Annotated in this window: 21 protein-coding genes; 9 read left to right on the top strand and 12 right to left on the bottom strand. The window is 65.7% G+C overall.

Annotation, left to right across the window (positions count from 1 at the left end):
* From AC1DFU_RS26785 to AC1DFU_RS26760, 6 genes are all read left to right on the top strand, one after another.
* Positions 1–215: hypothetical protein (locus AC1DFU_RS26785; RefSeq protein ID WP_441593679.1), on the top strand; the 215-nt coding region annotated here is incomplete at its 5' end.
* A gap of 9 nt (positions 216–224) precedes the next feature.
* Positions 225–1,817, top strand: coding sequence for a 3'-5' exonuclease family protein (locus AC1DFU_RS26780; protein ID WP_177219891.1), 1,593 nt, complete (start codon positions 225–227; stop codon positions 1,815–1,817).
* Positions 1,818–1,934: 117 nt separating this feature from the next.
* On the top strand, positions 1,935–2,345 hold the full coding sequence (locus AC1DFU_RS26775) for a hypothetical protein (RefSeq protein WP_092293353.1): 411 nt from the start codon (positions 1,935–1,937) through the stop codon (positions 2,343–2,345).
* Positions 2,346–2,425: 80 nt separating this feature from the next.
* Positions 2,426–3,106, top strand: a complete 681-nt coding sequence (locus AC1DFU_RS26770; protein ID WP_092293355.1) for a TetR/AcrR family transcriptional regulator — start codon at positions 2,426–2,428, stop codon at positions 3,104–3,106.
* Positions 3,107–3,254: 148 nt separating this feature from the next.
* On the top strand, positions 3,255–4,253 hold the full coding sequence (locus AC1DFU_RS26765; RefSeq protein ID WP_441593678.1) for a Bug family tripartite tricarboxylate transporter substrate binding protein: 999 nt from the start codon (positions 3,255–3,257) through the stop codon (positions 4,251–4,253).
* Positions 4,254–4,393: 140 nt separating this feature from the next.
* Positions 4,394–5,068, top strand: a complete 675-nt coding sequence (locus tag AC1DFU_RS26760) for a histidine phosphatase family protein (protein ID WP_092293359.1) — start codon at positions 4,394–4,396, stop codon at positions 5,066–5,068.
* 23 nt (positions 5,069–5,091) lie between these two features.
* Here AC1DFU_RS26760 and AC1DFU_RS26755 read toward each other — a convergent pair whose 3' ends face one another.
* Positions 5,092–5,718, bottom strand: a complete 627-nt coding sequence (locus AC1DFU_RS26755; RefSeq protein ID WP_092293361.1) for a LysE family translocator — start codon at positions 5,716–5,718, stop codon at positions 5,092–5,094.
* A 243-nt stretch (positions 5,719–5,961) separates the two neighbouring features.
* Between AC1DFU_RS26755 and AC1DFU_RS26750 the strand changes: the two genes are divergently transcribed.
* On the top strand, positions 5,962–8,133 hold the full coding sequence (locus AC1DFU_RS26750) for an alpha/beta hydrolase domain-containing protein (protein ID WP_441593677.1): 2,172 nt from the start codon (positions 5,962–5,964) through the stop codon (positions 8,131–8,133).
* Positions 8,134–8,202: 69 nt separating this feature from the next.
* Here AC1DFU_RS26750 and AC1DFU_RS26745 read toward each other — a convergent pair whose 3' ends face one another.
* On the bottom strand, positions 8,203–8,421 hold the full coding sequence (locus tag AC1DFU_RS26745) for a hypothetical protein (protein WP_092293365.1): 219 nt from the start codon (positions 8,419–8,421) through the stop codon (positions 8,203–8,205).
* Positions 8,422–8,700: 279 nt separating this feature from the next.
* Here AC1DFU_RS26745 and AC1DFU_RS26740 point away from each other — a divergent pair, with 279 nt between their 5' ends.
* On the top strand, positions 8,701–11,067 hold the full coding sequence (locus AC1DFU_RS26740; RefSeq protein ID WP_441593676.1) for a mechanosensitive ion channel family protein: 2,367 nt from the start codon (positions 8,701–8,703) through the stop codon (positions 11,065–11,067).
* Positions 11,068–11,387: 320 nt separating this feature from the next.
* On the top strand, positions 11,388–12,569 hold the full coding sequence (locus AC1DFU_RS26735; RefSeq protein ID WP_441593675.1) for a helix-turn-helix transcriptional regulator: 1,182 nt from the start codon (positions 11,388–11,390) through the stop codon (positions 12,567–12,569).
* 12 nt (positions 12,570–12,581) lie between these two features.
* Here the strand turns inward: AC1DFU_RS26735 and AC1DFU_RS26730 are convergent, their stop codons facing one another.
* The 10 genes from AC1DFU_RS26730 to AC1DFU_RS26685 form a co-directional block, all read right to left on the bottom strand.
* A complete protein-coding gene (locus AC1DFU_RS26730; RefSeq protein ID WP_441593674.1) occupies positions 12,582–13,787 on the bottom strand; it encodes an MFS transporter in 1,206 nt (401 codons plus the stop codon).
* 42 nt (positions 13,788–13,829) lie between these two features.
* A complete protein-coding gene (locus tag AC1DFU_RS26725) occupies positions 13,830–14,099 on the bottom strand; it encodes a hydroxyquinol 1,2-dioxygenase (RefSeq protein ID WP_177219892.1) in 270 nt (89 codons plus the stop codon).
* A gap of 238 nt (positions 14,100–14,337) precedes the next feature.
* A complete protein-coding gene (locus AC1DFU_RS26720; RefSeq protein WP_092293370.1) occupies positions 14,338–14,958 on the bottom strand; it encodes a 2-hydroxychromene-2-carboxylate isomerase in 621 nt (206 codons plus the stop codon).
* Positions 14,955–16,280: an MFS transporter gene (locus AC1DFU_RS26715; RefSeq protein ID WP_441593673.1), complete on the bottom strand. Its 1,326-nt coding sequence runs from the start codon at positions 16,278–16,280 to the stop codon at positions 14,955–14,957. Before AC1DFU_RS26715 ends, AC1DFU_RS26720 begins: the two co-directional genes overlap by 4 nt.
* A 54-nt stretch (positions 16,281–16,334) precedes the next feature.
* On the bottom strand, positions 16,335–17,114 hold the full coding sequence (locus AC1DFU_RS26710) for an aldolase (protein WP_092293374.1): 780 nt from the start codon (positions 17,112–17,114) through the stop codon (positions 16,335–16,337).
* A gap of 116 nt (positions 17,115–17,230) precedes the next feature.
* On the bottom strand, positions 17,231–18,130 hold the full coding sequence (locus tag AC1DFU_RS26705; protein WP_441593672.1) for a LysR family transcriptional regulator: 900 nt from the start codon (positions 18,128–18,130) through the stop codon (positions 17,231–17,233).
* A gap of 151 nt (positions 18,131–18,281) precedes the next feature.
* Positions 18,282–19,817, bottom strand: coding sequence for a SpoVR family protein (locus tag AC1DFU_RS26700; RefSeq protein ID WP_092293378.1), 1,536 nt, complete (start codon positions 19,815–19,817; stop codon positions 18,282–18,284).
* 57 nt (positions 19,818–19,874) lie between these two features.
* Complete coding sequence (locus tag AC1DFU_RS26695) at positions 19,875–21,149, bottom strand: YeaH/YhbH family protein (RefSeq protein ID WP_092293380.1); 1,275 nt, start codon at positions 21,147–21,149, stop codon at positions 19,875–19,877.
* Positions 21,150–21,221: 72 nt separating this feature from the next.
* Positions 21,222–23,144, bottom strand: a complete 1,923-nt coding sequence (locus tag AC1DFU_RS26690; RefSeq protein WP_441593671.1) for a PrkA family serine protein kinase — start codon at positions 23,142–23,144, stop codon at positions 21,222–21,224.
* Positions 23,145–23,611: 467 nt separating this feature from the next.
* Complete coding sequence (locus AC1DFU_RS26685) at positions 23,612–23,758, bottom strand: hypothetical protein (RefSeq protein WP_177219893.1); 147 nt, start codon at positions 23,756–23,758, stop codon at positions 23,612–23,614.
* Positions 23,759–24,030: the final 272 nt, after the last annotated feature.

The following is a 24,030-nucleotide window of genomic DNA, read 5'->3' as shown; positions in this document are numbered from 1 at the left end:
ATTATGAAGAACAACCTGCGTTTCGTCAACAGGTCAGCGAAGTTTTTTTCGCTGCGGTCAGCGCTGGAAAACTCCTCAGCCCGACCACCCCATCAACCCCGCAACCCTTGTCGCTGCTGCGTTTGCAGCGCGGTTTGTGTTGCGAGGGGGCGAATATTAAGGGAGCCAACGCAGGCTGGCAAGGGGTTTCGCAAAAGAATTTTCGGGCGCAGTAGAATCGCCCCATGACGACACCGCCTGACCTGATGACCTACGTGCCCGAACGCCTCGCGAGCCGCGACGCCGGCGCCCTCGATGCGCACGCGCTCGCCACCGCCCTCGCGCGGCCGATCGTATTCGTCGACCTGGAAACCACGGGCGCCGATGCCCAGCGTGACCGCATTACCGAGATCGGCGTGGTCGAAGTCGGCCCGGACGGCATCCAGGAATGGGACACGCTGCTGGACCCACAGGCCAGCATCCCGTCTTTCATCCAGGGCATGACCGGCATTACTGAAGAGATGGTGCGCGGCAAACCCACGTTCGAGTCGATTGCCGAGTCGCTGGCAGAGCGGCTGCAAGGCCGCCTCTTCGTGGCCCACAACGCGCGCTTCGACTACGGCTTCCTGAAGAATGCGTTCCGGCGCGCTGGCATCACCTTCCGCGCCGACGTGCTTTGCACCGTGCGACTGTCGCGCGCGCTGTTCCCGTCGGTGGAGCGCCATGGCCTGGACGCGCTGATCGCCCGCTTCGGCCTGACGCCCAAGGGCCGTCACCGCGCGCTGGCGGACGCCGAACTACTCTGGCAGTTCTGGCAGAAGCTCCATGGTCTCTATACCGTGGATCTGGTGGAATCGGCCGTCAAGTCGCTGGTGAAGCAGGCGAGCCTCCCGGCCGGCCTGTCCGAGACCGCGCTCGACGAGGTACCCGATCGTCCCGGCGTCTACCTGTTCTATGGCGACGAAGACGCGCCGCTCTACGTTGGCAAGAGCATTCACCTGCGTCAGCGCATCAAAAGCCATTTCTCGGGCGACCATCGCCATGAGAAGGAGATGCGCCTGGCGCGAGGCGTGCGGCGCGTGGCGTGGCACGAGACCGGCGGCGAAGTCGGCGCGCTGCTGATGGAGGCGCAGTTGGTCAAGTCACTGCAGCCGCTGCACAACCAGTTGCTGCGCCAGAACAGCGAACTGTTCTCGTGGGAGATCCCCGATGGCCTGCCCGTGCCGCGCCTGCGCTCGGACCGGCACGTGGATTTCAGCCGCCATGCCAATCTCTATGGCGCGTTCGGCAGCCGCGCCGCAGCCCAGGCCCGGCTGCGGGAGTTGGCGGAGGAACACACGCTCTGTCTGACCACGCTGATGCTCGAACCCACGCACCGGCGCGGCAACCCGTGTTTCGCGCGACAGTTGCATCGCTGCGCGGGCGCCTGCACGGGCGACGAATCGCGCGCGGCGCATCGGGAGCGGACGATGGCCGCCATCGCCACGCTGGCATTGCAGCCGTGGCCATTCGCCGGCGCGGTGGCGTGGCGGGAATCGGATCAGCCCCAACAGCCATGGCACGTGCTGGAGAACTGGTGCTATCTCGGGTCCGTGACGGACCTCGACGCGGCGGCTGCCCTGCTCGCCGCGCCGGCCCGGTTCGATGTCGATACCTACCAGATCCTCGCGCCGCGCCTGGACGCCCTGCGCGCCTCGGCGGTGCCGCTCGCGGCGTCCCGACCGTTTGCGCTGACGCCACCGGAGCCGCCGGCGCCCAGCCGCGCTCCGTCGATCAAACGCCCCGCCCGGACAACCGAGCGTTCATCGGATACACAAACCCTCACCCTGTTCGCCTGATCGGAGTCGGGATCGGGGTCGGCAGGCAATGTGCGGCGGCGCGCATAGTGGCGTTGCCAGCCGGGCGCCCGCTCGGCTAGTCTGCCGAGGAGGGTTCGCTACCTAGATGGAGCCGCCATGCCCGCGTTGCCCCGCCTTCCGTTTGCCGCCGCCGTGCTCTGCGCGGCCGGCGTGACCATTGGCTGCACCAGCGTCGATGGCGGCGCCATGCATCGGATCTTCGCATCCTGGCAGGGCGCGCCTGTCGAGCAGGTGCAGGCTCAGTGGGGGCCGCCGCAGTCCGTGCAGAGCACGCCGGCCGGCACCGCCTATATATGGGTCGACGAACTGCCGACGGCGCACCCGCCCGGCAGCGGCCCGCGCGATGCGCAGCTTGAGCCACCTGCCTCCACGGCACGATGTCAGCGCAAGCTGCTGGCCGCCGCCAACGGCAAGGTCACCGGCGGGGAGTGGAGCGGTAATGCCTGCTGCGTGCAGACGCTGGTCGGCCAGTGCGCAGGCCTGCCCCGCAAAACGTCCGGATCGTAAACCCCAATTTGACGCTGCGGTATACGAAACCATAATGTGCGGACATAGAACCGAATCCGAATTCGAATACGGAATCCGCCATGCAAGCATCCTTTCCGAGTGTGACGAATAGCACGTCTTCGTCCACAGCCTTCCCCCGCATCGATACCCCCTCGATTCTCCAGCCACCCCGCCAGCGCCGCGCCAAGGAAACGGAACAGGCGCTGCTGACCGCCGGCCGCGAGTTGCTCGCGCAGCGCGACTTCGCCTCCGTCTCGGTGGCGCAGATCGCGGCGGCCTGCCAGGTGTCCGTGGGCGCCTTCTACGGTCGATTCCGCGACAAGATGGCGTTCTTCGACGCCCTGCGCACGCTCGTGATGGAAGAGACCGACGCCTCCGTTGCGCGCTACCTGAACGAAGGGCGCTGGGCCGAGACGCCGCCGCGCCAGATCGTCGAGAAGACGATGCGTTTCCTGCTGACCGGCTGCCACAATAACCGGGGCGTGATTCGCGCATCACTCAAGCACGCCACCACGCGCCCTGAGGAGTGGCTGCCGCATCAGAAGAACGGCCAGGAAATCGTCGACCGGCTCGTGGCGCTGCTGGTACCGCGCCTGCCCGGCCCGCCAGAAGAAGCCGAGCAGCGCGTGCGCTTTGCCATGCAGGTGGTCTTCGGCATGATCGTCAACGCGGTGCTGAACGACCCCGGCCCGCTCACGCTCGCCGATGAACGGCTACCCGTGGAACTCACGCGCATGGTGGCGAGCTACCTGGACCTCTGAGCGCCCCCCGCCCTACCGCCACACCTCGCTTCACCCCCAGTTCCCCCGCTTTTTCCGGACGGCCCCGCTCCCAATGGGGCCATCCGATCTCGCCGCAACATAGCGGCGCCGCCTGTTTTCAGGCCGGATATAACGTGGAGACAACACCATGAAGCATTCCATCGCGTCACGCAGGAGACTGGCCGCGCGCGTTGCCGGCGTCATGCTCGGGCTGGTTTCACTGGCCACGCATGCGCAGGGTGACTACCCGACCAAACCGATTCGCCTGATCGTGCCGTATCCCGCTGGTGGGCTGACCGACACGATGGCGCGCCAGGTGGCCGACGGGCTGTCCAAGCGCCTGGGCCAGACCGTGGTCGTGGAGAACAAGGGCGGCGCGGGCGGCATCATCGGCACGGATTTCGTCGCCAAGTCCGCCCCGGACGGCTACACGCTACTGATGACGATTCCCGGGCCGATCACGTCCAACATCGCGCTATATAAGAAGCTGCCCTATGACCCGCGCACCGATCTGCGGCCACTCTCGGACATCGCCATGGCGCGCACCGTGCTGACGGTCAACCCGACGGTGCCCGCGAAGACCGTCAAGGAGCTGCTGGCCTACGCGCAGCAGTCGCCGGGCAAGCTGCGGATGGGCTCGTGGGGCCCCGGCACCTTGCCGCACACCATCCAGGCTTATATGGACAAGACCTACGGCGTGGATATCCTCCACGTGCCGTATCGCGGCGAAGGCCCGCTGGTCACCGACCTCCTCGCCGGGCAGGTCAACATGACGATCAGTTCCGTGACCACGCTGCGGCAGTACGTTGCCACCGGCAAGCTGCGGGCACTGGCAGTGTCCGGCACCACGCGCGCCCGCGGGATGCCCGATGTGCCGACGTTCGCCGAAGCGGGCTATGGCGATGAGGCGTACAAGATCGTCGGGCCGACCACGCTGATGGCGCCCGCCAAGACGCCCGAAGCCATCGTCGAGAAACTGGGCCGCGAGGTCGTGGCGCTGGTCAAGTCGCCCGAGTTCCAGGCGAAGATCGACGAGATGGGTCTCGAGCCCATCGGCAGCTCCCCGGCGGAAGCGCAGCGCGCCTACAAGGCCTACCTGCCGGTGATCCTGAAGCTGGCCGCCGACACCGGAGTGACGCTGGACTGACCCGGGCCGCCCTCTCCGCGCCGGACAATGCAGCGCGGAGATGGCCGGTATGAATTCCGGAGCAGCTTGCTTTGCGGGCGGGAGGCAGGCTTCTAGAATCCGTCTCACGATGATTTTCCGGCGCGAGACGCCCCCTTCCCATGGCAACGCTATTCCTGGTCCGTCACGGACAAGCCTCGTTCGGGGCCGCCAACTATGATTGCCTGTCCGACGTGGGCCGCCAGCAGGCGCGCTGGCTGGGCGAGTATTTCCGCGACCGGGGCGTCAGCTTCCGGCGCGTGGTGGCCGGCTCGCTGGTGCGCCAGCAGGACACGGCCACCGAGATCCTCGCCGGCATGGGGGCGACCGATACCGCCGTGGTGTCCCATCCCGGCCTCAATGAATACGATGGCGAGGCGCTGTATCGCAGTTTCACCAAGGGCGGCGATCATCGCGCCCATCAGAACGGCGACTACCAGGACTACTGGCGCACGTTCCGTGCGGCGTTCGCGGCCTGGACGCAGGACACGTTGACCGGCATGCCGGAGACCTGGACTGATTTCGGCGCGCGGATGCAGTCCGCGCTGACGCACGCCACCGAGGGCGCGGCGCGCGAGGATGCGCTGCTCGTGGTCAGCTCGGGCGGCGCCATCGGCCGCGCGGTGGCCGACCTGCTCGGCGCGCCGACGCAGACCGCCATCGAACTGAACCTGCAGTTCCGCAATACCGGTTTCTGCGAGCTGATCGTGGGACGCGGCACGCAGCGGCTGCTGAGCTTCAACAACGTGCCGCACCTCGAGCACGCCGAGCGCCGCAAGGCCATCACGTTCGCCTGAGGCGCCCGCCTCAGGCTACCGCCTCAGCGCTGCGACAGCGCGAGGCGCCCCGCCAGCGCGAGAAACACCGTGCCGGCAAACCAGTTCATCGCCCGCTGCACGCGGGCCGAGCGCATCAGCACACGGCCAAACACGCCCGAGAACCACGCAATCGCGCCGAAGACCAGCAGCGTGGCGAGGATGAACACAAAGCCGAGCACCATCAGCTGCAGCGCCACGTGCCCGCGCTCGGCCACCACGAACTGCGGCAGGAAGGCCAGGAAGAAGATCACGACCTTCGGATTGGTGAGGTTCATCACCACGCCGCGCCAGTACATGCGGCGGGGCGGATTGGCATCGGCATGTTGCGGTGACATCTCCCCCACCGGTGCGCGGAACGCCTGCCACGCCAGCCAGACCAGATAGAGCGCCCCGGCGACCTTGAGGACCGTAAAGGCCATCGCCGATGCCGCCAGCAGCGCGGCCAGCCCCACCGCCACCACCGCCGTGTGCACGAGCAGTCCGGTGCAGAGCCCAAGCACCACGGTCAGCCCGGCGCGCGTGCCATGCATGGCCGACTGGAGCAGCACGAAGATGTTGTCGGGGCCGGGCGCCAGGCTCAGCAGGACGGCAATCCCGAGGAATGTCAGCAGGGTGTCGATCGACGGCATCGGTGTTCTCCGTGCATTGAGAGCGCCATGGTAGCGGAACACCGCGCGGCGCGTGGGGCCTGACTATCCATCCACATCCTCGATCAATTCATCCAAACAATCAATTTATCAGCTTAATCGGTCACTCCTACACTGCTTTCACTTCGACAGCGGTGCGCACGAACGGGCGGCGACCGCGCGGGGCAATCCCATCCTTGAGGGCTGCCGCGCAAGCAATCCCGAACGACAACGAGGAGACAGACGATGCAAGCACGTGCACCGATGCGGCACGCGGTAGCGCTCGCCCTGACGGGCGCCATGGCCATGTTGACGGCCTGCGGTGGCAGCGACGACAACAACGGCGGCGGGAGCAGTGGCGGCGGTGGTGGCGGTGGCACGCCCCAGACGCATGCGCCCACGCAGACGCTCAAGATCACCGGCACGCAGGACTTCGCAGGCAGCTACGGCAGCGTGGGCCAGTACGAGCAACTGACGGGCACCCTCAGCGGCGAGGTCGACCCGAAAGACCCGAAGAACGCCATCATCCAGGACCTGGCGCTGGCGCCCGTCAACGCGAACGGCATGGTCGAGTACTCGGCCGACTTCGTCATGCTCAAGCCCAAGGACATGAGCAAGGCCAGCGGCGTGCTGCGCTACGACGCGCCCAATCGCGGCAATATCCTGACCATGGTCAACCCCGCCGCGAGCCCGAGCGATGCCGTCTACCTGGAGCGCGGCTACGTGCTGCTGTACTCGGCCTGGCAGGGCGATGTACCGAAATCGAGCCCGGCACGGCTGACCGTGACGGTGCCGGTGGCGAAGAATGCCGATGGCACCGCGATCACCGGCACCTATCGGACCGAACTGGTGCCGGGCGCGGCCGCGCCGGCGATGACGCTGCCCGGCGGCGTATTCAACGGCACGATGATCCCCTACGCGCCGGCCAGCCTCGACAACACCCAGCCCGGCTACTCGCTGACGCGGCGCGTCAATGAGACCGATGCGCGCGTGGCAATTCCCGCCAGCGACTGGAAATTCGCCACGTGCGACGCCAGCGCCAACGCGTTCCCCGGCAAGCCCGACCCGGCCAGCATCTGCCTGCGCGGCGGCTTCGATCCGAAGTACCTCTATGAACTCGTGTACGTGGCGAAGGACCCGAAGGTGATGGGCGTGGGGCTGGCCGCGCTGCGGGACACCGTGAGCTTCTTCCGCAGCAAGGCCGCGGACGGCGCCGGCACGCCGAACCCGGTGGCGGGTCGCATCACCCACGCGCTGGGCCAGGGGACGTCGCAGTCCGGCAATGCGATGAAAACCTTCCTGCACCTGGGCTTCAACCAGGCGCTCGACGGCTCGAAGGTCTTCGACGGCATCTACGCCCACGTGGCGGCCCGCCAGACCAACATCAACACGCGCTTCGCCGTGCCGGGCGGCGGTGGCGGCCTGCGTACCGACCACTCGGCGTTCGGCCAGACCGCGCCGCGCGGCCTCGACAAGGACTACGTGGACGATATCTCGGGCACCAAGGGCGGCGTGATGGCGCGCTGCTCGGCGTCGAACACCTGCCCGAAGTTCTTCCTCGGCCTGTCCGGCACCGAGTTCTGGCAGTTGCAGGGCTCGCCGGTGCTGACCGACGCCAACGGCTTCGCCGACCTGAAGCAGCCGGACAACGCCCGTATCTATTACTACACGGGCGCCCAGCACGGCGGGGCGGGCGGCACGACCAGCATCAGCTTCGCGCCCACCCGTAATGTCTACCCGGCCGGCACGGTGATCCAGCACAACGACACCTTCCGTGCGCTGTTCATCGATCTCGAGGACTGGGTCGTGCGCGGCACCACGCCGCCTGCCAGCCAGGTGCCGGCGCTGGCCGATGGCTCGCTGGTGCGCCCAGCCGACGTGGCCTTCCCCGTCATGAAGGGCGTGACGTGGGCCGTGAGCGGCGTGCAGACGGCGGTGCCTGACTTCCAGTACCTGGCGCGCTACAACGGCTATCCGTTGCTCGACTTCGGCCCGCAGTACCGGCGCGAGGACGAGTCCGGGATCGCCACGCTGCTGCCGCCGGCGTACCTGAACCGCGACTACGCGATCCTCGTGCCGCAGGTGGACCCCTCGACGGGCATCCCCAAGGCGGGCATCCACAGCGCGGAGGCGCGTGCGCCGCTGGGCACCAGCGTCGAGTTCAACTATGTCGCCACGCCGGGCATCGTGGATCTGTCCAACCTGACCGGGTCCTTCCTCCCCTTCCACAAGACCGAGGCGGCGCGCGTCTCGGCCGGTGACGGACGGCCCTCGCTCGAGTCGCTGTACACGGACCAGGCCGGCTATGTGGCCGCGGTGACGGCGGCAGCCAACGACCTCGTGACGCAGCGGTTCCTGTTGCAACGCGATGCGGACGCGATCATCGCGCGGGCGGTGGCCCAGCCAGTGCTGCCCTGACGTCCACAAAAGAAAAGGCGCCGTGCGAGAGGCACGGCGCCTTTTTCTCCAACAATCGGGCATCAACCATCAGCCGCGGGCGCCATCCAGGAACGGATCGAAGCTGCGGGCGCCATCGGTGAAGGTGTCGTGCGTGCGGAAGCCATATCCATATTGGTCTGCCGGCACGCCGGTGCGGAACTGGTAGCCATACTGATCGGCGGGCACGGTGCCAGCCTGGGCGGCGCCGACGGTGGCCAGCGAAACGATCAGGGAAGCGGCGATCTTGAGGGCGGTGGTCTTGGTCATGATTTCTCTCCGGTATGTCATTAAGTGAATTTGAATGTCTTTTGGGCGGTGACTTCGTTTGCTTTGGCTCGTGTTCGCCGTCCATGGGTTGAATATTAGACCTTCGATGTGACCGATACGGGGATGAAGTTCCAATCAGTCATTCAGTTTTTTTGAATTTCCGTCGATCCCGTCCGGCCGGCCCGATAGCGCATCGGCGCGGGCGATGCGCTACAGTGGCGCGATCCTGTCTTTTCGCCCCCCCATGCGGCCGAAGGCTCTTGCCGCTGCGCCCCTTTCATGCCCCGTATCCCGCATCGTCCTGACTGGCTGGCCTGGCTTTGCTTCGTGCTTGTTGCGTGCATGCTGCCGCTGGCTGCCCATGCCGTCGGCGGCCCGCTGGCCGCGCTCGCGCTGAGTCAGAAGAAGGCGGCCCCGCCGCCGGCCTCGGCACCCGCACCCGCAGCCGCGCCCGCCAGCGCGGCGCTCGCCCAGTCGCTGGATCAAGTCATTTCCACGCTGCAGAACGACGTCGAGCGCCAGAATCTGGTTAGCCAGTTGCAGGCACTGCGGCGCGGCGTGGCGGCGGGCGGCGCCTCGGCCCCCGCTGCGGCCTCGGACGTGGCGGCAACGGCCGCATCCGCGCCTTCGCCCTCGCCCGGGCTGATCGGCGCCGTTGCCAAGGCCCTCGAGGAAATCGACAAGGCCCCGCGCAAGGACCACGGCGCGTGGCACTACTGGGGCTGGCGCATCCAGTTCGCCGGGGAGGAATGGCGCGAGGCGCTGACGGTCCGCGACACCCGCCCGGCGTTCATGTCCGTGCGCGAGTTCGCCACCATCCTCGCCGGCTGGGCGCTGACCGGCTGGCTGCTTTGGGAGCTGTCGCGGCGCATCCACCGGAACCGCCTGCGGCCCGCGCAGCCGGCCCACCTGCCCTCCGTGCCGTCGTGGATGGATGTCGGCATCTATTTTCTGCGCCGGATCGGGCCGTGGGTCGTGGCATTCGCGATGACCGTGCTGCTCGCGTACAAGGTCTACGGCCGTACGCCGGCCAGCATGGGCGGCGTGATGGTGGCGTATGCGATCGTGGCCGGCGCGATCATGTCTGCCACGTGCCAGGTGATCTTCGCGCTGTTCCACTCCGCGCACCGATCAAACGCCATACGAGACCTGCTCAAGCACTCGCCATGGCTGCTCTTCGTGACCGGCGCGCTCGCCGCGCTGGGCGAGGCCAGTACCGACCCCCGCATCGTGACCGCGCTGGGCGTCAATCTCGCCGCGCTCGTCGGCACCCTCGCCAACATCCTCGCCGCCATCCTGATTGCCGTCTTTGCGGTGCGTTTCCGCCGCCCCGTCGGCCAGTTGATCTCGCTGCGCCCGCTGGCATTCCGGCAGGCCCACCCGGCCATCGTGGACCTGCTGCGCCTGGCCGGGCATGCCTGGTATCTGCCGATGCTGGCCGTGGTGCTGTCCTCCGTGGTCGGCACCATCATGGCTACCGGGCATGCCGACGAGTTCCTGCGCCGCGCCGTGGTCACGGTGGCGCTGTTCGTGGCGGCGCTGCTGCTGACGCTGGTGGCGGGCCGCTCGCCCAAGGCCACGGTCCGCGCGCCGCGCCTGCGGGACCGCCGGCGCTCGGCCTATATCCAGCGTTTTGCCCGCTTCGGCATCGCGCTGGTGCGCGTCATCATCTGGATGGCGTTCGTCGAACTGGTGGCGCGCGTCTGGAATTCGTCGATCATCCGCCTGGCCGACTCGACCACGCTGGGCCGGCACATCACCGAATCGATCCTCAGCGTGGTCGGCGTGGTGCTGCTGGCGTGGCTGGTCTGGCTGCTGATCGACACCGCCATTACCCAGACGCTGACGCCGGGCCACGGGCGCGGCCAGCAGCCGAGCCTGCGCGCCAAGACCATCCTGCCGCTGGTGCGCAACGCGTCGTTCGTGGGGCTGCTGGTCATTGCGATGATCGCGGTGCTGGCCAATCTCGGCGTCAATGTCACGCCGCTGCTGGCGGGCGCCGGGGTGGTCGGCCTGGCCATCGGCTTCGGCGCCCAGAGCCTGGTGCAGGACCTGATTACCGGCCTGTTCATCGTGATCGAGGATTCGATTGCCATTGGCGATTCGATCGAGCTACCCGACCACGCCGGCGTGGTGGAAGGCATGACCATCCGCACGGTGAAGCTGCGCGACGGCAAGGGCGCCCTGCACACGCTGCCGTACAGCCAGATCAAGGCGGTGAAGAACCTGTCGCGCGGCTATGCGTTCGCCGTGTTCAGCATCGCGGTGGGCTATGAGAGCGACATCGACCGCGCCACCGAGGTGATCCGGGCGACCGGCGCCGAACTGGCCCGCGACCACCGCTACAGCCGCAACCTGCTCTCGGGGCTGGATATCCTGGGGCTCGACCGCTTCGACCCCAACGGCATCGTCGTGCTGGCGCAGTTCAAGACCAGGCCGCTGATGCAGGCCGAGATCACGCGGGGCTTCAACATGCGGCTGAAGCGAAATTTCGACGAAGCCGGCATCCGCATGGCCGCGCCACAACTGACCGTGCGCGTGGATGGCGGGGGGATCAGCCTGGACAGCGCCGGCGGCAAGCCTGGCGCGGAGGCCACCCCGCCGGGCGTCGGACTCGTCACGCGGACTGCCGGGAAATCGGCCTAATGCCCCCCGGTTGTGCAGCATTGTCCCCAGCCGTCACAAAATTGTCGCTTTTGTGCAATGCAAAGCCGGAACATTCGCCAGGAATGCTTCAAATAACAGGGGCCGCGCATTACTATCACGCGAGCCCGCGCCAGATTGGCCGGGACCGCGCCCTTGCCGGCTCCCTCCCAAGGCGGGATGGCCCGATACAAGGCTTGTGCGGGATCATCGTCGTGACGGCCGGCCAACCCCCGGCCGGCAGTATCCAAACATAAAACAGGGGACCACGCCTCGCCGCAGTGGTCCTGAGGAAAAGGCGTTTGCCACCGGGGGAAATGAAAATGGGCGAACACCCGTCTGCCGACGATGTCTTCCATCGTCTGGTCGATAGCATCTATGAATCCGCCATGGACGTGGCGGCCATGCCAGAGGCGCTCGACCTCTTTTCCCGCTACACCTGCACCGGCAGCCCGCGCTACCTGATCTGGGACAAGCTCGCAGGCCAGGCACGCCTGGGCGTGACGCCGAACGGCTGCTACACCAGCGTCGGCACCATGCCGGACAGCATGCGCGCCCTCCCGGGACACTTCGCCAGCGCAGACGCCGTACCGGCATCGGTCGCCATGGCATCCGGTGCCGACACCCAGCTGCTGACAAAACCCGTGGCGGCCGGCGGCGGCTATGACTGCATGGGCCTCGCCCGGGGCGTGCGGCTCTTCGACACCTCCGAAGTCTGCGTGCTGATGAGCGCCACACCCGGCGGCTGCGATAACTTCATGCCCGCCGACCACCGCGAGCGCCGCCTGGCGCAGGTAATGCCCCACTGGGCTCGTGCCGCCCGCATGCAGCACCGCAATTTCGAGCTGAGCGGCCTGGCTTCGCTGGGACTGGCCGGCCTCGATACCCTCGACTTCGGCGTGATGGTGCTCCAGGCGGACATGCGCGTGCGCTACGCCAACAGCTGGGCCGAATCGCTGGTACAGGCCGACGCCAACCTGGCGCTCGACAACGGCCTGCTGCGCGCGCGGCCGGAATCCCTGCAAGGCGTGCTGCGCGACCTGCTCCAGGCCGCCGTCCATGGCGGCCGCAACGGCGGCGCCGCGGCGGGATCCTGGATGCACATCACGTCGGGCGGCCAGCCCGTGCCGATCATCGTCATGCCGCTGGTCTCGCGCCAGCCGGTCGAAGGCCCGTGGCAACTGCCGGCGGCCATGATGCTGCTGGGCAATTCCGAGTCCCGCTCGGTGCTGGACGCCGCCGTGCTGACGTCGCTGTTCGGCCTGTCGAAGAAGGAAAGCATCATCGCCATCCGCCTCGCCGCCGGCGAGACGCTGAACGAGATCGCCGAGCGCGAGTTCCTGTCGCCCCACACCGTGCGCGTGCATATCCGCGACACGCTGCGCAAGACCGGCACGCACCGCCAGTCGGAACTGGTGCGGCTGCTGCACCTGCTGCCGGGCGTGGATCTGGACCGGGCCGGGGCGTCGTCGACAGCCCGGCCGAGGGCGGCCAAGCTGCGATAACCCCCTCGCACATCAGACCTCGGCGGTGTCTTCCCGCAGCCGTGGCGCAAGCCACGGCGTCAGCACCAGCAGCGCCACCGATGCGGCAACCAGCACGCCGTAGGATGCCTGGAAAGCCCCCGTCACGTCGCGCAGGAAGCCAAAGACAAACGGTCCAAGCGCGGCAACAAGGTAGCCCACGAACAGCATGAAGGCGGTCCATTGGCTCGCTTCATGATGGGACGTGGTGTTGTCCAGGGGCAGCGTCATGGCCAAGGCGAAGCAGACGCCCTGGCCCAGGGCGAGCGCCACCACCGGCATCACCCCGAACATGCCCGGCGACCACCAAAGCACGCCGGCGCCCCCTATCGAGAGCAGAGCCGCCCAGGCCAGCCAGCCGCGACGGTCCAATGACTTGCCGGTGACATAGCCCGACAGGAAGCTGCTGATCGCGATCATTGCGGCGAACAAGCCCAGATTGACACCCGCGCTCAGCGCGTTGATCTGCAATTCCCGGCTGCTCTCCCCTACCCAGGCGAAGCAGGCGTAGCAGATGAACTGACCGATCCCGAAATACATGGCAATCAGCCAGGCCCGCCCCGAGCGCCATGGCGCACGGCTGACCGCGGCTTCCACACGGGCAGCGTGCGACTTCGACGGAAATGCCGATGTCAGGCGGCGCCAGCTCACAATGGCGAGGACGCAGACCACGGCCCAGATGCCGGCGCCCAGCCGCCAGCCGCCACCGGCGTGGGCGATGACCTCGCTACCCACCGCCGCCAACGTTGCCCCGATACCGAGCCCGGCGGCATAGATGCCCATGAAGAACGCGGCCTCGCCGGAGAAATGGCTCTTGATCCAGCCGCCGAGGAGCGGCCCGGAAATCGCGACCCCAATCCCAACCAGCAGCGTGGCGAACAACAGGCTGCCGGGCGATCCGGCGAATGCCCGCAGGGCCAACGCCACGCCCAACAACGCAAGCGAGAACAGCACCACCCGGTCGCCGCCGAAGCGGCGGCCGATTGCCGGCACGAAGATCGCGCAGATACCCATGCACAGGTCAGGAATGGCGGTCAGCAGCGCCGCCTCCGCGTGTTTCATGCCGAATTCCGACTGAATGGCATGCACCAGCGGCCCCATCGACACAATGCCCGGTCTCAGCGACAGCGCCATGATGAACAGGCCAAGTCCAGCAAACAGCCTGAGCGATCGGTCTTCCTGCGTGGTAGCAACCAACACTGGCTTCTCCTGGTTCTAAAAGGGGGGATCCGGCGTCAGGCGTCAGGCGCCGTCGGTGAACGGGCTGCGCTGGTCTTGCACCGAGCGGGCGCCGTCGAGATACGGGTCCGCCGAGCGGGCGCCTTCGGTGTACGGGTCGCGGGCCGCCGTCGCCGAGCGGGCACCTTCGCTGAACACATCCCGCGCGCTCTGCACGGCGCGGGCGCCATCGCTGTACGGGTCGCGGGCGCCAAGGACGGAAGCTTGTGCGCCGACAGCGGCGGCAGCGAGGGCAACGGCGAGAACGAGGCGGGAGGTGAAGGTCTTGGACATGATCGATTTCCTTGATGGATGCGTGAGCGGGTTGCAGTCGTGTGTGATGCCAAGGCAGCGATCCGCTGTGTCGTTGTCGCGTTGCGCTGCCATGGATGCTATTTAAGCCCGCTCACGTATCGCGCTCGTGGCGTATTTGCCCCCTTAGTGTCGCGCCCCGTATCGCGCGTGCGGCCAGATACAAAGGCGTACAAAAGGACGGGGCGACGTGCCGGATCGGCAGTTCGCCCCGTACGGCCTACGCCGACAGCCGCGCCGCGACAGTCACTTCCAGCATGTGCAGCCGGTCCTGGCCCCAGAACAACTCCCCGTCGAAGACATACGACGGCGAACCGAATACCCCGGCGGCCACGGCTTCGTCGGTATTGCGCCGGTATGTCTCCTGGGTGTCTGCCGAGCGCGCCCGCACAAGCGTCGCGTCCGCGTTGAACCCCTGCGCGGCGAGGATCTCGCGCAGCGTGGCCTCCGACGAGATATCGCGCTCCTCGCACCATTGCGCGCGGAGGATGGCCTTGTACAGCTCCAGCACCGGCAGCCCCTGCGCATCCACGGCGATGACGATGCCCGACGCGAGGTCCGCGTTCGGGCACATGGTTTTCGGCAGCGGATTGACCTGGATGTTCAGGTGGCGGCACCACCGCGCCAGTTCCGTGATGCGGTATTGCTGCCGCTCGGGCGAGCGCTGCCCCAGCAGTACGCCCCCTGTTCGCGCATACACCTCGGGCAGGTTCACGGGCTTGTGCCGGATCTCGACGCCCTGGCGCCGCGCCAGCGCATCGAGCCGATCCGCGCCCAGATACGCCCAGTCCGAATTCAGCCAGAAGTAATAGTCGATGACAGGTCGGTTCGCGCGGGTCATACGTGTCGGCTCCCGTTGACCGCCGCTACCGGCAAGCCGACCAGTGCTGTTTCCCGCATGCAGGCGGCGCTCACGAATGCGATGACACTCAGCGCACCGAGGTACCAGACGATATAGGTCGGGCTGCCGCCGCCGTACTTCAGCAGCGACGTGGCGACGATCGGCGCCAGCCCGCCTCCGATGGCGCCCGAGACCTGCACGGCAATCGAGATGCCGCTGTAGCGCACCTCGGCGGGGAACTGCGCGGCGAAGAGGCTGCCTTCCGGTGCATAGAGACAGGCGTAGACCAGCCCGATGGCAATGGAGAGCGCGATGGTGATGTTGCGTGGATCCAGCGACTGCAGCAGGTCGAAGAACTGCGACGAGAACAACAGGATGCCGACCGTACCGGCCATGAACACCCACTTGAAGCCGATGCGATCCGCCAGCATGCCGCACAGGGGCATGGTGAACAGCGCGATGGCAGCGCCCCAAACCGTGGCGTCGAGCATCACTGTCTTGGGGATGCCCAACGTGCCGGTGGCATAGGCCAGCGCGAACGTGACCACCGTGTAGAACCAAGTCACCTCGGCCAGCCGGCCGCCCACCACGCTCAGGACCTGGCGCGGATACTGGCGCAGCACGACCATTGCCGGCATTTCCACCTTCTCGCCCTGCTTCTTCATCTGCTCGAAGTCCGGCGACTCGGCCACCTTGGCGCGAATGAACCAGCCTACCGCCAGCAGGACGACGCTCGCCAGGAACGGCACGCGCCAGCCCCACGTCAGCATGTCCTGCTCCGGCAGCGTCGCCACCATCCCCATCGCCAGCGACGACAGCACCAGCCCCGGCGCGACCCCAGCCTGCGGCAGGCTGCCGAAGAAGCCCTTCTTGCCTTCGGGCGCATGCTCCACGGCCATCAGCACCGCGCCGCCCCACTCGCCGCCGACCGCAATCCCTTGTAGCACCCGCAGCAGCACCAGCGCCACGGCAGCCCAGTAGCCGATGCTGTCGTACGACGGGATCAGGCCAATCAGGATCGTGGGAATACCCATCATGAACAGCGTGATCAGCAGCATCGACTTGCGGCCCATCCGATCGCCAAAATGGCCGAAGACGATGCCGCCGAGCGGCCGGGCGAAGAACCCTACCGAGTAGGTGGCGAAGGCCGCCAGCGTACCCGTCAGGGGATCGAATGACGGAAAGAAGATCTTGTTGAAGATCAGTGCGGCGGCCGTGCCGTACAGGAAGAAGTCATACCATTCGATCGTCGTGCCCATCATGCTCGCCAGGCCCGCGGTGATATACGCGCGGCGTGAGCGCGCGGCAGGAATCTTGTTCATCGTAACGCTCCTTGGATTCGGATAAGCCGTCGGCCATGCGCCGGCGGCAGGCACTCAGGCGGGCGGCAGCGGCGCGATGCCGTGCGTCTGGCGCGCCCAGTACGCGAAGGTGGCGTTGACGATGGAAGGCTTGAGCAGGTAGTCGTGGGCCTCGCGGGCGAGCGCATCGTCCACGGGCGTCAGCGGGCCGAAAGCCTGCGCACGGATCTGCATCCGCGCGGCGCGTTCGAGGTAGACCGAGAGATAGGTGGCTTCCTCGCAGGTCTTGCCTGCGGTCAGGTAGCCGTGGTGCGCCAGGATGATCGACCGTTTGTCGCCCAGCGCTGCGGAGATGATCACGCCCTCCTGGTCCGCGATCGGCACGCCGGGCCATTCGCCCAGGAATGCACAATCGTCGTGCAACGGCGTCATGTCCATCTGCGCGATGACCAGTGGCTGGCGCGCGGCGGCCAGTGCCGAGGCCCAGGGCGAATGCGTATGGATGATCGAATTGACGTCCGGGCGCGCGTCGTACACCCACAGATGGAAACGCGTGGCGGGGTTGGGCATGCCATCGCCCGTCAGCGTGTTGAGGTCACGATCCACCTCGATGAAGTCGTCCGGCGTCGCCTCGTCGAAACCGAGGCCGAAGCGCAGCGTCCAGTAGGCGCCGGGGCGCTCCGACCGCACGCTGATCTGGCCGGCCAGACCGGCTTCCTGCTCGGTCATCGCCAGGATGCGGCAGGCGTAGGCCATGGTCTCCTGCATGGTGCGCGGCCTGTTGCGCAGGTGCCTCGCCATCTCGTTGGTGGCGCGCGTGTCGAAGTACGACTTGTCTCTGAGGGGGGCGTTCATGTCTTCTCTTCTCCGTGGAATGCCATCCGGCAACCGGTGCGGGGCATGAAGGGAAGTATGAAAACCAGGCGCCTGCCGTGCTATGTAGCCACGCGCATAGCTGCTATCTCACTGCGTCACGGCTTGAGGGTGCGGGCCACCTGCAAGGCCGAGGCGAGCAGGACGTCCGCCAGCGGCAGCGCGTGGCGGGCGGCGTGAGTGACGGCCACCATACGGCGGCGCAGCAACGGGCTGCGGATCTTGAGCTTGTGCAGGCCGTACTCGCGGAGCAGCTTGTCGGGTAGCCGGCACGGCAGGATGCAATCGCCCACGCCAGCAGAGACCAGCTTCAGGATGGCATCGACAGTCTCGGCCTCGGCCACATACGTGGGCTGCAAGCCGGCGCTCTCCACCATCCGGCGTAGCGCGTAGCCGTGCGGAAAGCCGACCAGGCGCAGCGGCTGGCCGCGCAAGTCGAGCCCGTCCTGGGACGCGGACTGCAGCCCATCTGAACGCTGCAGCGTGACCAGGCACATCTCGTCCTCGAACAGCGGATGCGTGGTCAGGGTGGCCGTATCGACCGCGGTGTCGTAGACCACGCCAAGATCGGCCTTGCCGCTTTCCACCAGCGCCACCACATCGGCCGAACTGCGTCCCATCAGCGAAAGATTGACGTTGGGATGGGCGCTGACAAAGCTGGCCACCACGTCGGCGATGAAGTAATAGCTGACCGTGTGGACGATTGCCAGCCGGACGGTTCCCTGCGTGGTGCCGTGGGCATCGCGGATCGCATCCACAGCCTGGTCGATCGCGCGGTACGGCCCTTCGAGGGCCTCCTGCAGCTTCTGCCCAGCCTCGGTCAAGGCCACGCCACGGCCAGTTCGCACGAACAGGGGCTTGCCGAGCTGCGCCTCCAGCGTGGCGAGTTGCCGGCTGACGCCCGACTGGGTCTGATCGAGATCCTCCGCCGCCCTGGACAGCGACTTGAGTTCGGCAATACGAAGGAAAATGCGGAGAAGACGGTCAGGCGTATCCATGGGGGAGCGGCTGGCTTCCCTGGAAGGGCCAGTTTAGTGATGTGTCGACACGGTACAGCAGCCGCATGCGGCCGCAATGCGCAGATACCCGGCCCAGCCATGGGGCATGGCCGAGTGCGGGTATCTGTACAGCAACGTTCGTGCCAGTTTTTTAAGCCGCCTTCCGATGCTGGTGCTTCCGCTCCGGCTTGCACTCGTACTTGAGTTCGCGCCGGCCGTCCTCGTAGGCCACCTCGAGCCGCACGGTGAAGCCCCAGAGGCGCGTCACGTGGCGCACCACTTCGTCGAAGCTGTGTGCCAGCGGGCGGCGGTCGCTCTGCAGGTGGCGCAGCGTCAGGGAGCGGTCTCCGCCCACATCCACGTTCGTCACCTGGATATTGGGCTCCATGTTGGAGAGGTCGTACTGGTTCGCCAGCAGCTGGCGAATCGCGCGATAGCCTTCGTCGTCATGGATGGCCGTCACGCGCAGCTTGCCTTCGCGATCGTCGTCGAGGACCGAAAACAGCTTCAGCTCGCGGATCACGCGCGGCGACAGGAACTGGAGCAGGAAGCTTTCGTCCTTGAAGTTGCGCATCGCGAAGTCCAGCGTCTGGCGCCAGTCGCTGCCCGCGATCTCGGGCGCCCAGCGGCGGTCCTCCTCGGTCGGGTTCTCGCACATGCGGCGCAGGTCCTGGAACATCAGGAAACCCAGCGTGTAGGGGTTCAGGCCGCTGTAGTAGGGGCTGTGGTACGGCGGCTGGTAGATGACGTTGGTGTGGGCCTGCAGCAGTTCGAGCATGAAGGCGTCGTTGACCAGCTTCTCCTCGTAGAGCTGGTGCAGGATCGTGTAGTGCCAGAACGTGGCCCAGCCTTCGTTCATCACCTTGGTCTGGCGCTGCGGATAGAAGTACTGCGCGATCTTGCGCACGATGCGCACGATCTCCCGCTGCCACGGCTGCAGCTTGGGCGCGTTCTTCTCGATGAAATACAGCAGGTTCTCCTGCGGCTCCGGCGGGAAGGCGATTTCCGGTTCCATCGCCTCCTCTTCCTCCTTGAGCAGATGCGACCGGTGCTTGGGCAAGGTGCGCCAGAGATCGTTCACCTGCATCTGGAGGTAGCTCTCGCGCTCGGTCTGGCGTGCCTGCTCCTCGGTGATCGACAGCTTCTTGGGCCGCTTGTAGCGGTCCACGCCGTAGTTCTGCAAGGCATGGCACGAGTCCAGCAGCAACTCCACTTCCTGCTCGCCGTAGCGCTGCTCGCACTCGGCCACGTAGTTCTTGGCGAAGAGCAGGTAGTCGATGATCGCGTCGGCGTTGGTCCAGGTGCGGAACAGGTAGTTGCCCTTGAAGAACGAGTTGTGCCCGTAACAGGCGTGCGCGATGGTCAGCGCCTGCATCGGCATCGTGTTCTCCTCCATCAGGTACGCGATGCACGGATTGGAGTTGATCACGATCTCGTAGGCCAGCCCCATGTGGCCGCGCTGGTAGCTGCGCTCCGAGGAGAGGAAATGCTTGCCGTACGACCAATGGTTGTATCCCACCGGCAGCCCGGCCGATGCATACGCGTCGAGCATCTGCTCGGCGGTGATGATCTCGATCTGGTTCGGATACGAGTCGAGCCCGAACTCGCCGGCAATGCGGGCGATCTCGCGGTCATAGCGCTGGATCAGCTCGAAGGTCCACTCCGAGCCTGTGGATAGGTAAGCCATGAACTTCCTCCCTTATCCCATGAACGTACGCGGATGCGCCGCCGTGCCGGCGCGCCGCTACCTGCCGGGCCAGGCGGCCCGCTTCTGGAAGAGATCGTGCAGCACCGGGTAGATCTCGTCGGCACCGATGATGCGCTGCATCGCGAAGTGCTCGAACTGGTTCTTCACCGTGAGATATTCCTCCCACAGGTTCTGCGGCTCCTCGGATGCCACTTCCACATAGGCGTAGTACTGCACCAGCGGCAGGATCGACTCGCGCAGCAGCCGGCCGCACAGTTCGGAGTCCCCCGCCCAGTTGTCGCCATCGGACGCCTGCGCGCAGTAGATGTTCCACTGGCTCGCCGGATAGCGGTCGTGAATCACCTCCACCATCAGCTTCAGCGCGCTGGACACTACCGTGCCGCCCGATTCGCGCGAGTGGAAGAAGTCTTCCTCCTCCACTTCCTTGGCCACCGTGTGGTGACGGATGAACACCACGTCGATCCGCTCGTAGTTGCGCTTCAGGAACAGGTACAGCAGCATGAAGAAGCGCTTGGCCAGGTCCTTGCGGCTCTCGTCCATCGAGCCGGACACGTCCATCAGGCAGAACATCACCGCCTGGGCCTGCGGGCGCTTCTTGAGCACGCGGTTGTTGTAGCGCAGGTCGAGCTTTTCGATGAAGGGCACGCGGTCCACGCAGGCGCGCAGGTGCCGCATCTTCTCCATCATCTCCACCGCCGTGTCCGTATAGGGGCCGTGCGCCTCGATTTCCTCGCTGTAGGCAGCTTCGAGTTCGCGCAGACGCTTCTGGTACGGGCTCGACAGCGCGATCCGGCGGCCGAGCGAGCTACGCATCGTGCGCAGGATGGAGAGATTCGATGGGGTGCCGTCGATCGAGAACCCGGCGCGCACCTTGCGCACCTCGGCGATCTTGGCGAGGTGGCGCTTGGCCAGGTCCGGTAGCGCCATGTCCTCGAAGAAGAAATTCAGGAAGTCCTCGCGCGACAGGGTGAAGACGAAATCATCCTCGCCCTCCCCGCTGTCGCTGGCCCGCGAGCCGCCGCCACCACTGCCCTGCTGCTGGCGGTCGAAGCTGTCACCCCGGACGAACTTCTTGTTGCCGGGGTGAATCCACTCGCGCTTGCCGCCCTGGCCGTGATGAAACACCGGCTCGGTGATGTCCTTGACCGGAATGGACACCTGGCCACTTTGCTCGATGTCCATGATCTTCCGGCCGGACACCGCCTTCGCCACCGCTTGCCGGATCTGCTCGCGGTATCGCTTGATGAAGCGTTGCTGGTTGACGGCACTCTTGTTGCCGCCGTTTTCGCGCCGATCGATGACCGTAGCCATAAGCCGTCCGCCCGCCTTGATAAGCCGCAACCGCCAGGTCGCGTGGATGAAGGAGACCGCGTCCGGTTGCTGTTACGACGATTTCCTGACGCGCAGATACCACTCCACCAGTAGTCGAACCTGCTTCGGCGTGTACCCTTTCTCCACCATCCGGTTGACGAAGTTCTCGTGCTTGTCCTGGTCCTCCCGCGTCGATTTCGCGTTGAACGAGATCACCGGCAGCAGGTCCTCCGTGGTGGAGAACATGCGCTTCTCGATCACCATCCGCAGCTTCTCGTAGCTGGTCCAGACCGGGTTCTTGCCACCGTTGTTGGCGCGCGCCCGCAGCACGAAGTTGACGATCTCGTTGCGGAAGTCCTTCGGGTTCGAGATCCCCGCGGGCTTCTCCACCTTCTCGAGTTCATCGTTCAACGCGTTGCGATCGAGGATTTCGCCGGTGTTCGGATCGCGGTACTCCTGGTCCTGGATCCACAGGTCGGCGAACACCACGTAACGGTCGAAGATGTTCTGGCCATACTCGGAATACGATTCCAGGTAAGCGGTCTGGATCTCCTTGCCGATGAACTCCACGAACGGCGTGGTCAGGTACTCCTTGATGTACGAGAGCAGCTTGGCTTCCTGCTCCGGCGGGAACTGCTCGCGCTCGATCTGCTGCTCGAGCACATAGAGCAGGTGCACCGGGTTGGCCGCGACCTCGGTATTGTCGAAGTTGAACACCTTGGACAACACCTTGAACGCGAAGCGCGTGGACAGCCCGTTCATGCCTTCGTCGATGCCGGCGTAGTCGCGATACTCCTGGTAAGACTTCGCCTTCGGGTCCACGTCCTTGAGGCTTTCGCCGTCATAGACGCGCATCTTCGAGAACACGTTCGAGTTCTCCGGCTCCTTGATCCGCGTGAGCACCGCGAACTGCGCCATCATCTTGAGCGTGTTCGGGGCGTTGGGCGCCGCCGAGAGCGAACTGCTGCGCAGCAGCTTGTCGTAGATCTTGACCTCATCCGACACGCGCAGGCAGTACGGCACCTTCACGATATAGATCCGGTCGAGGAATGCCTCGTTGTTCTTGTCAGCCTTGAAGGTCTGCCATTCCGCTTCGTTCGAGTGGGCGAGGATCACGCCATCGAACGGAATCGCGCCGAAGCCTTCCGTACCCTTGTAGTTGCCTTCCTGCGTAGCGGTCAGCAACGGGTGCAGGACTTTGATGGGCGCCTTGAACATTTCCACGAACTCAAGCAGGCCACGGTTGGCCAGGCAAAGTCCGCCGGAATAGGAATAGGCATCCGGATCGTCCTGCGGGAAATCCTCCAGTTTGCGAATGTCGACCTTGCCGACCAGCGAGGAGATATCCTGGTTGTTTTCATCGCCAGGCTCCGTCTTGGAAATCGCGATCTGCGACAGCACCGATGGCCTGAGCTTGACCACGCGGAACTTGGTGATATCGCCATTGAACTCGTGCAGGCGCTTGACCGCCCACGGCGAGGGAATGGTATTCAGGTAGCGCACCGGAATGCCATAGTCCTCCTCCATGATCTTGCCGTCTTCGTCGGAAGAGAACAGCCCGAGCGGCGATTCATGGATGGGGGAACCCTTCAGCGCATAGATGGGAATCTCTTCCATCAGCGCCTTGAGCTTTTCCGCGAGAGACGACTTGCCGCCGCCAGGGGGCCCGAGCAGATACAGGATCTGCTTGCGTTCCTCAAGGCCCTGCGCCGCGTGCTTGAAGAAGGAGACGATCTGCTCGATCGTGTCTTCCATTCCATAGAAGTCGCGGAAGGCCGGGTAGACCCGGATGACCTTGTTGAAGAACAGTCGGGACAGTCGAGGATCGTGGTGGGTATCCACCAGTTCAGGCTGTCCGATTGCGGCGAGCATACGTTCGGCAGCAGTCGCGTAGGCAGTAGGATCCTTCTTGCAGATCTCCAGGTACTCCTGGATGCTGTATTCCTCTTCCTTGCGTGCTTCGAAGCGCGTGGCGTAGTGGCCAAAAATGTCCATACCTCACTCCCGTCAGAGTCCCACGTCCGAGGCGAAGGCAGTTTGACTCCCCTAAGACATTCGCGGCAATTTTGCGTTCCACCACCCCGGCCTGGCGGAGTTGCCATGTTGCGAAGTCTTTACTTCATCATAGTCAAATAACGGCGTTCATGAGGACAGAGTTGACGTGTGATGCACGTCCGTTCGTTCCTTGCGACACGCAACGCAACACAACTCGCTTCGCGTTTCGCACTGCACGAATCCCTCGCTGTTCTCATCCCGCTGCGACGGGCCATTGACCATGCTTGTGACACACCTTACACCTTTCCGGCGTGAAGTGCACAACGCCGTGTGTAACGATGCATCGAATCCAGTAACGTCTGACACGTCTGTCGGTCATGCACCGACATCGCTTCTGCAGAGCGCTTTCACTATGCCGCGACACGTGGCCATCCGCCATCGTGCAAACGAACGATCCGCGCATGACGTCATGCGCAATGCGTGCGCACAGCCGCATGACGGGCAAGCTTCGCGCCTGCCTTCATGACATAGCTTTCGACCACCGCGCGCATGGCGATGATGACCACGCGGACGTTGGTGTTTTCACTGCGGCAAGTTGCCGCGTGAAGATTCATGAGGGGCCGTCAGCAGTGTCGACCACCGAGTGCCAATCGGACTTCGCATGGCACGCCCCACTGCACGCCCGACCCGGCGCGCATGCACCGACATTGCGTTTGCTCCCGGTGGCAGCCTGCGCCACGCACCGCGCAAGTGCGCGCGGCGCTGGCCCGCCACCCTGCGGGACGGTACGAGCACTTTGCGTGCCACGGTCCGCGCGCGCGGCGTTTTGCGTCGCAGCAATTTCCGAAGCGGGCGCACACACGATCACACGTGTGGCGCCGCCAAC

The organism is Cupriavidus sp. 10L45, assembly GCF_056395225.1.
Note: the sequence above shows the minus strand (reverse complement) of the source record. Positions and strands in the feature narration are given on the sequence as shown.

Excerpts from the sequence above, each read along its gene's own strand:
- AC1DFU_RS26780 (WP_177219891.1), top strand. The coding sequence starts at position 225 with ATGACGACACCGCCTGACCTGATGACCTACGTGCCCGAACGCCTCGCG.
- AC1DFU_RS26775 (WP_092293353.1), top strand. The coding sequence starts at position 1,935 with ATGCCCGCGTTGCCCCGCCTTCCGTTTGCCGCCGCCGTGCTCTGCGCG.
- AC1DFU_RS26770 (WP_092293355.1), top strand. The coding sequence starts at position 2,426 with ATGCAAGCATCCTTTCCGAGTGTGACGAATAGCACGTCTTCGTCCACA.
- AC1DFU_RS26765 (WP_441593678.1), top strand. The coding sequence starts at position 3,255 with ATGAAGCATTCCATCGCGTCACGCAGGAGACTGGCCGCGCGCGTTGCC.
- AC1DFU_RS26760 (WP_092293359.1), top strand. The coding sequence starts at position 4,394 with ATGGCAACGCTATTCCTGGTCCGTCACGGACAAGCCTCGTTCGGGGCC.
- AC1DFU_RS26755 (WP_092293361.1), bottom strand. The coding sequence starts at position 5,718 with ATGCCGTCGATCGACACCCTGCTGACATTCCTCGGGATTGCCGTCCTG.
- AC1DFU_RS26750 (WP_441593677.1), top strand. The coding sequence starts at position 5,962 with ATGCAAGCACGTGCACCGATGCGGCACGCGGTAGCGCTCGCCCTGACG.
- AC1DFU_RS26745 (WP_092293365.1), bottom strand. The coding sequence starts at position 8,421 with ATGACCAAGACCACCGCCCTCAAGATCGCCGCTTCCCTGATCGTTTCG.
- AC1DFU_RS26740 (WP_441593676.1), top strand. The coding sequence starts at position 8,701 with ATGCCCCGTATCCCGCATCGTCCTGACTGGCTGGCCTGGCTTTGCTTC.
- AC1DFU_RS26735 (WP_441593675.1), top strand. The coding sequence starts at position 11,388 with ATGGGCGAACACCCGTCTGCCGACGATGTCTTCCATCGTCTGGTCGAT.
- AC1DFU_RS26725 (WP_177219892.1), bottom strand. The coding sequence starts at position 14,099 with ATGTCCAAGACCTTCACCTCCCGCCTCGTTCTCGCCGTTGCCCTCGCT.
- AC1DFU_RS26720 (WP_092293370.1), bottom strand. The coding sequence starts at position 14,958 with ATGACCCGCGCGAACCGACCTGTCATCGACTATTACTTCTGGCTGAAT.
- AC1DFU_RS26715 (WP_441593673.1), bottom strand. The coding sequence starts at position 16,280 with ATGAACAAGATTCCTGCCGCGCGCTCACGCCGCGCGTATATCACCGCG.
- AC1DFU_RS26710 (WP_092293374.1), bottom strand. The coding sequence starts at position 17,114 with ATGAACGCCCCCCTCAGAGACAAGTCGTACTTCGACACGCGCGCCACC.
- AC1DFU_RS26705 (WP_441593672.1), bottom strand. The coding sequence starts at position 18,130 with ATGGATACGCCTGACCGTCTTCTCCGCATTTTCCTTCGTATTGCCGAA.
- AC1DFU_RS26700 (WP_092293378.1), bottom strand. The coding sequence starts at position 19,817 with ATGGCTTACCTATCCACAGGCTCGGAGTGGACCTTCGAGCTGATCCAG.
- AC1DFU_RS26695 (WP_092293380.1), bottom strand. The coding sequence starts at position 21,149 with ATGGCTACGGTCATCGATCGGCGCGAAAACGGCGGCAACAAGAGTGCC.
- AC1DFU_RS26690 (WP_441593671.1), bottom strand. The coding sequence starts at position 23,144 with ATGGACATTTTTGGCCACTACGCCACGCGCTTCGAAGCACGCAAGGAA.
- AC1DFU_RS26685 (WP_177219893.1), bottom strand. The coding sequence starts at position 23,758 with ATGAATCTTCACGCGGCAACTTGCCGCAGTGAAAACACCAACGTCCGC.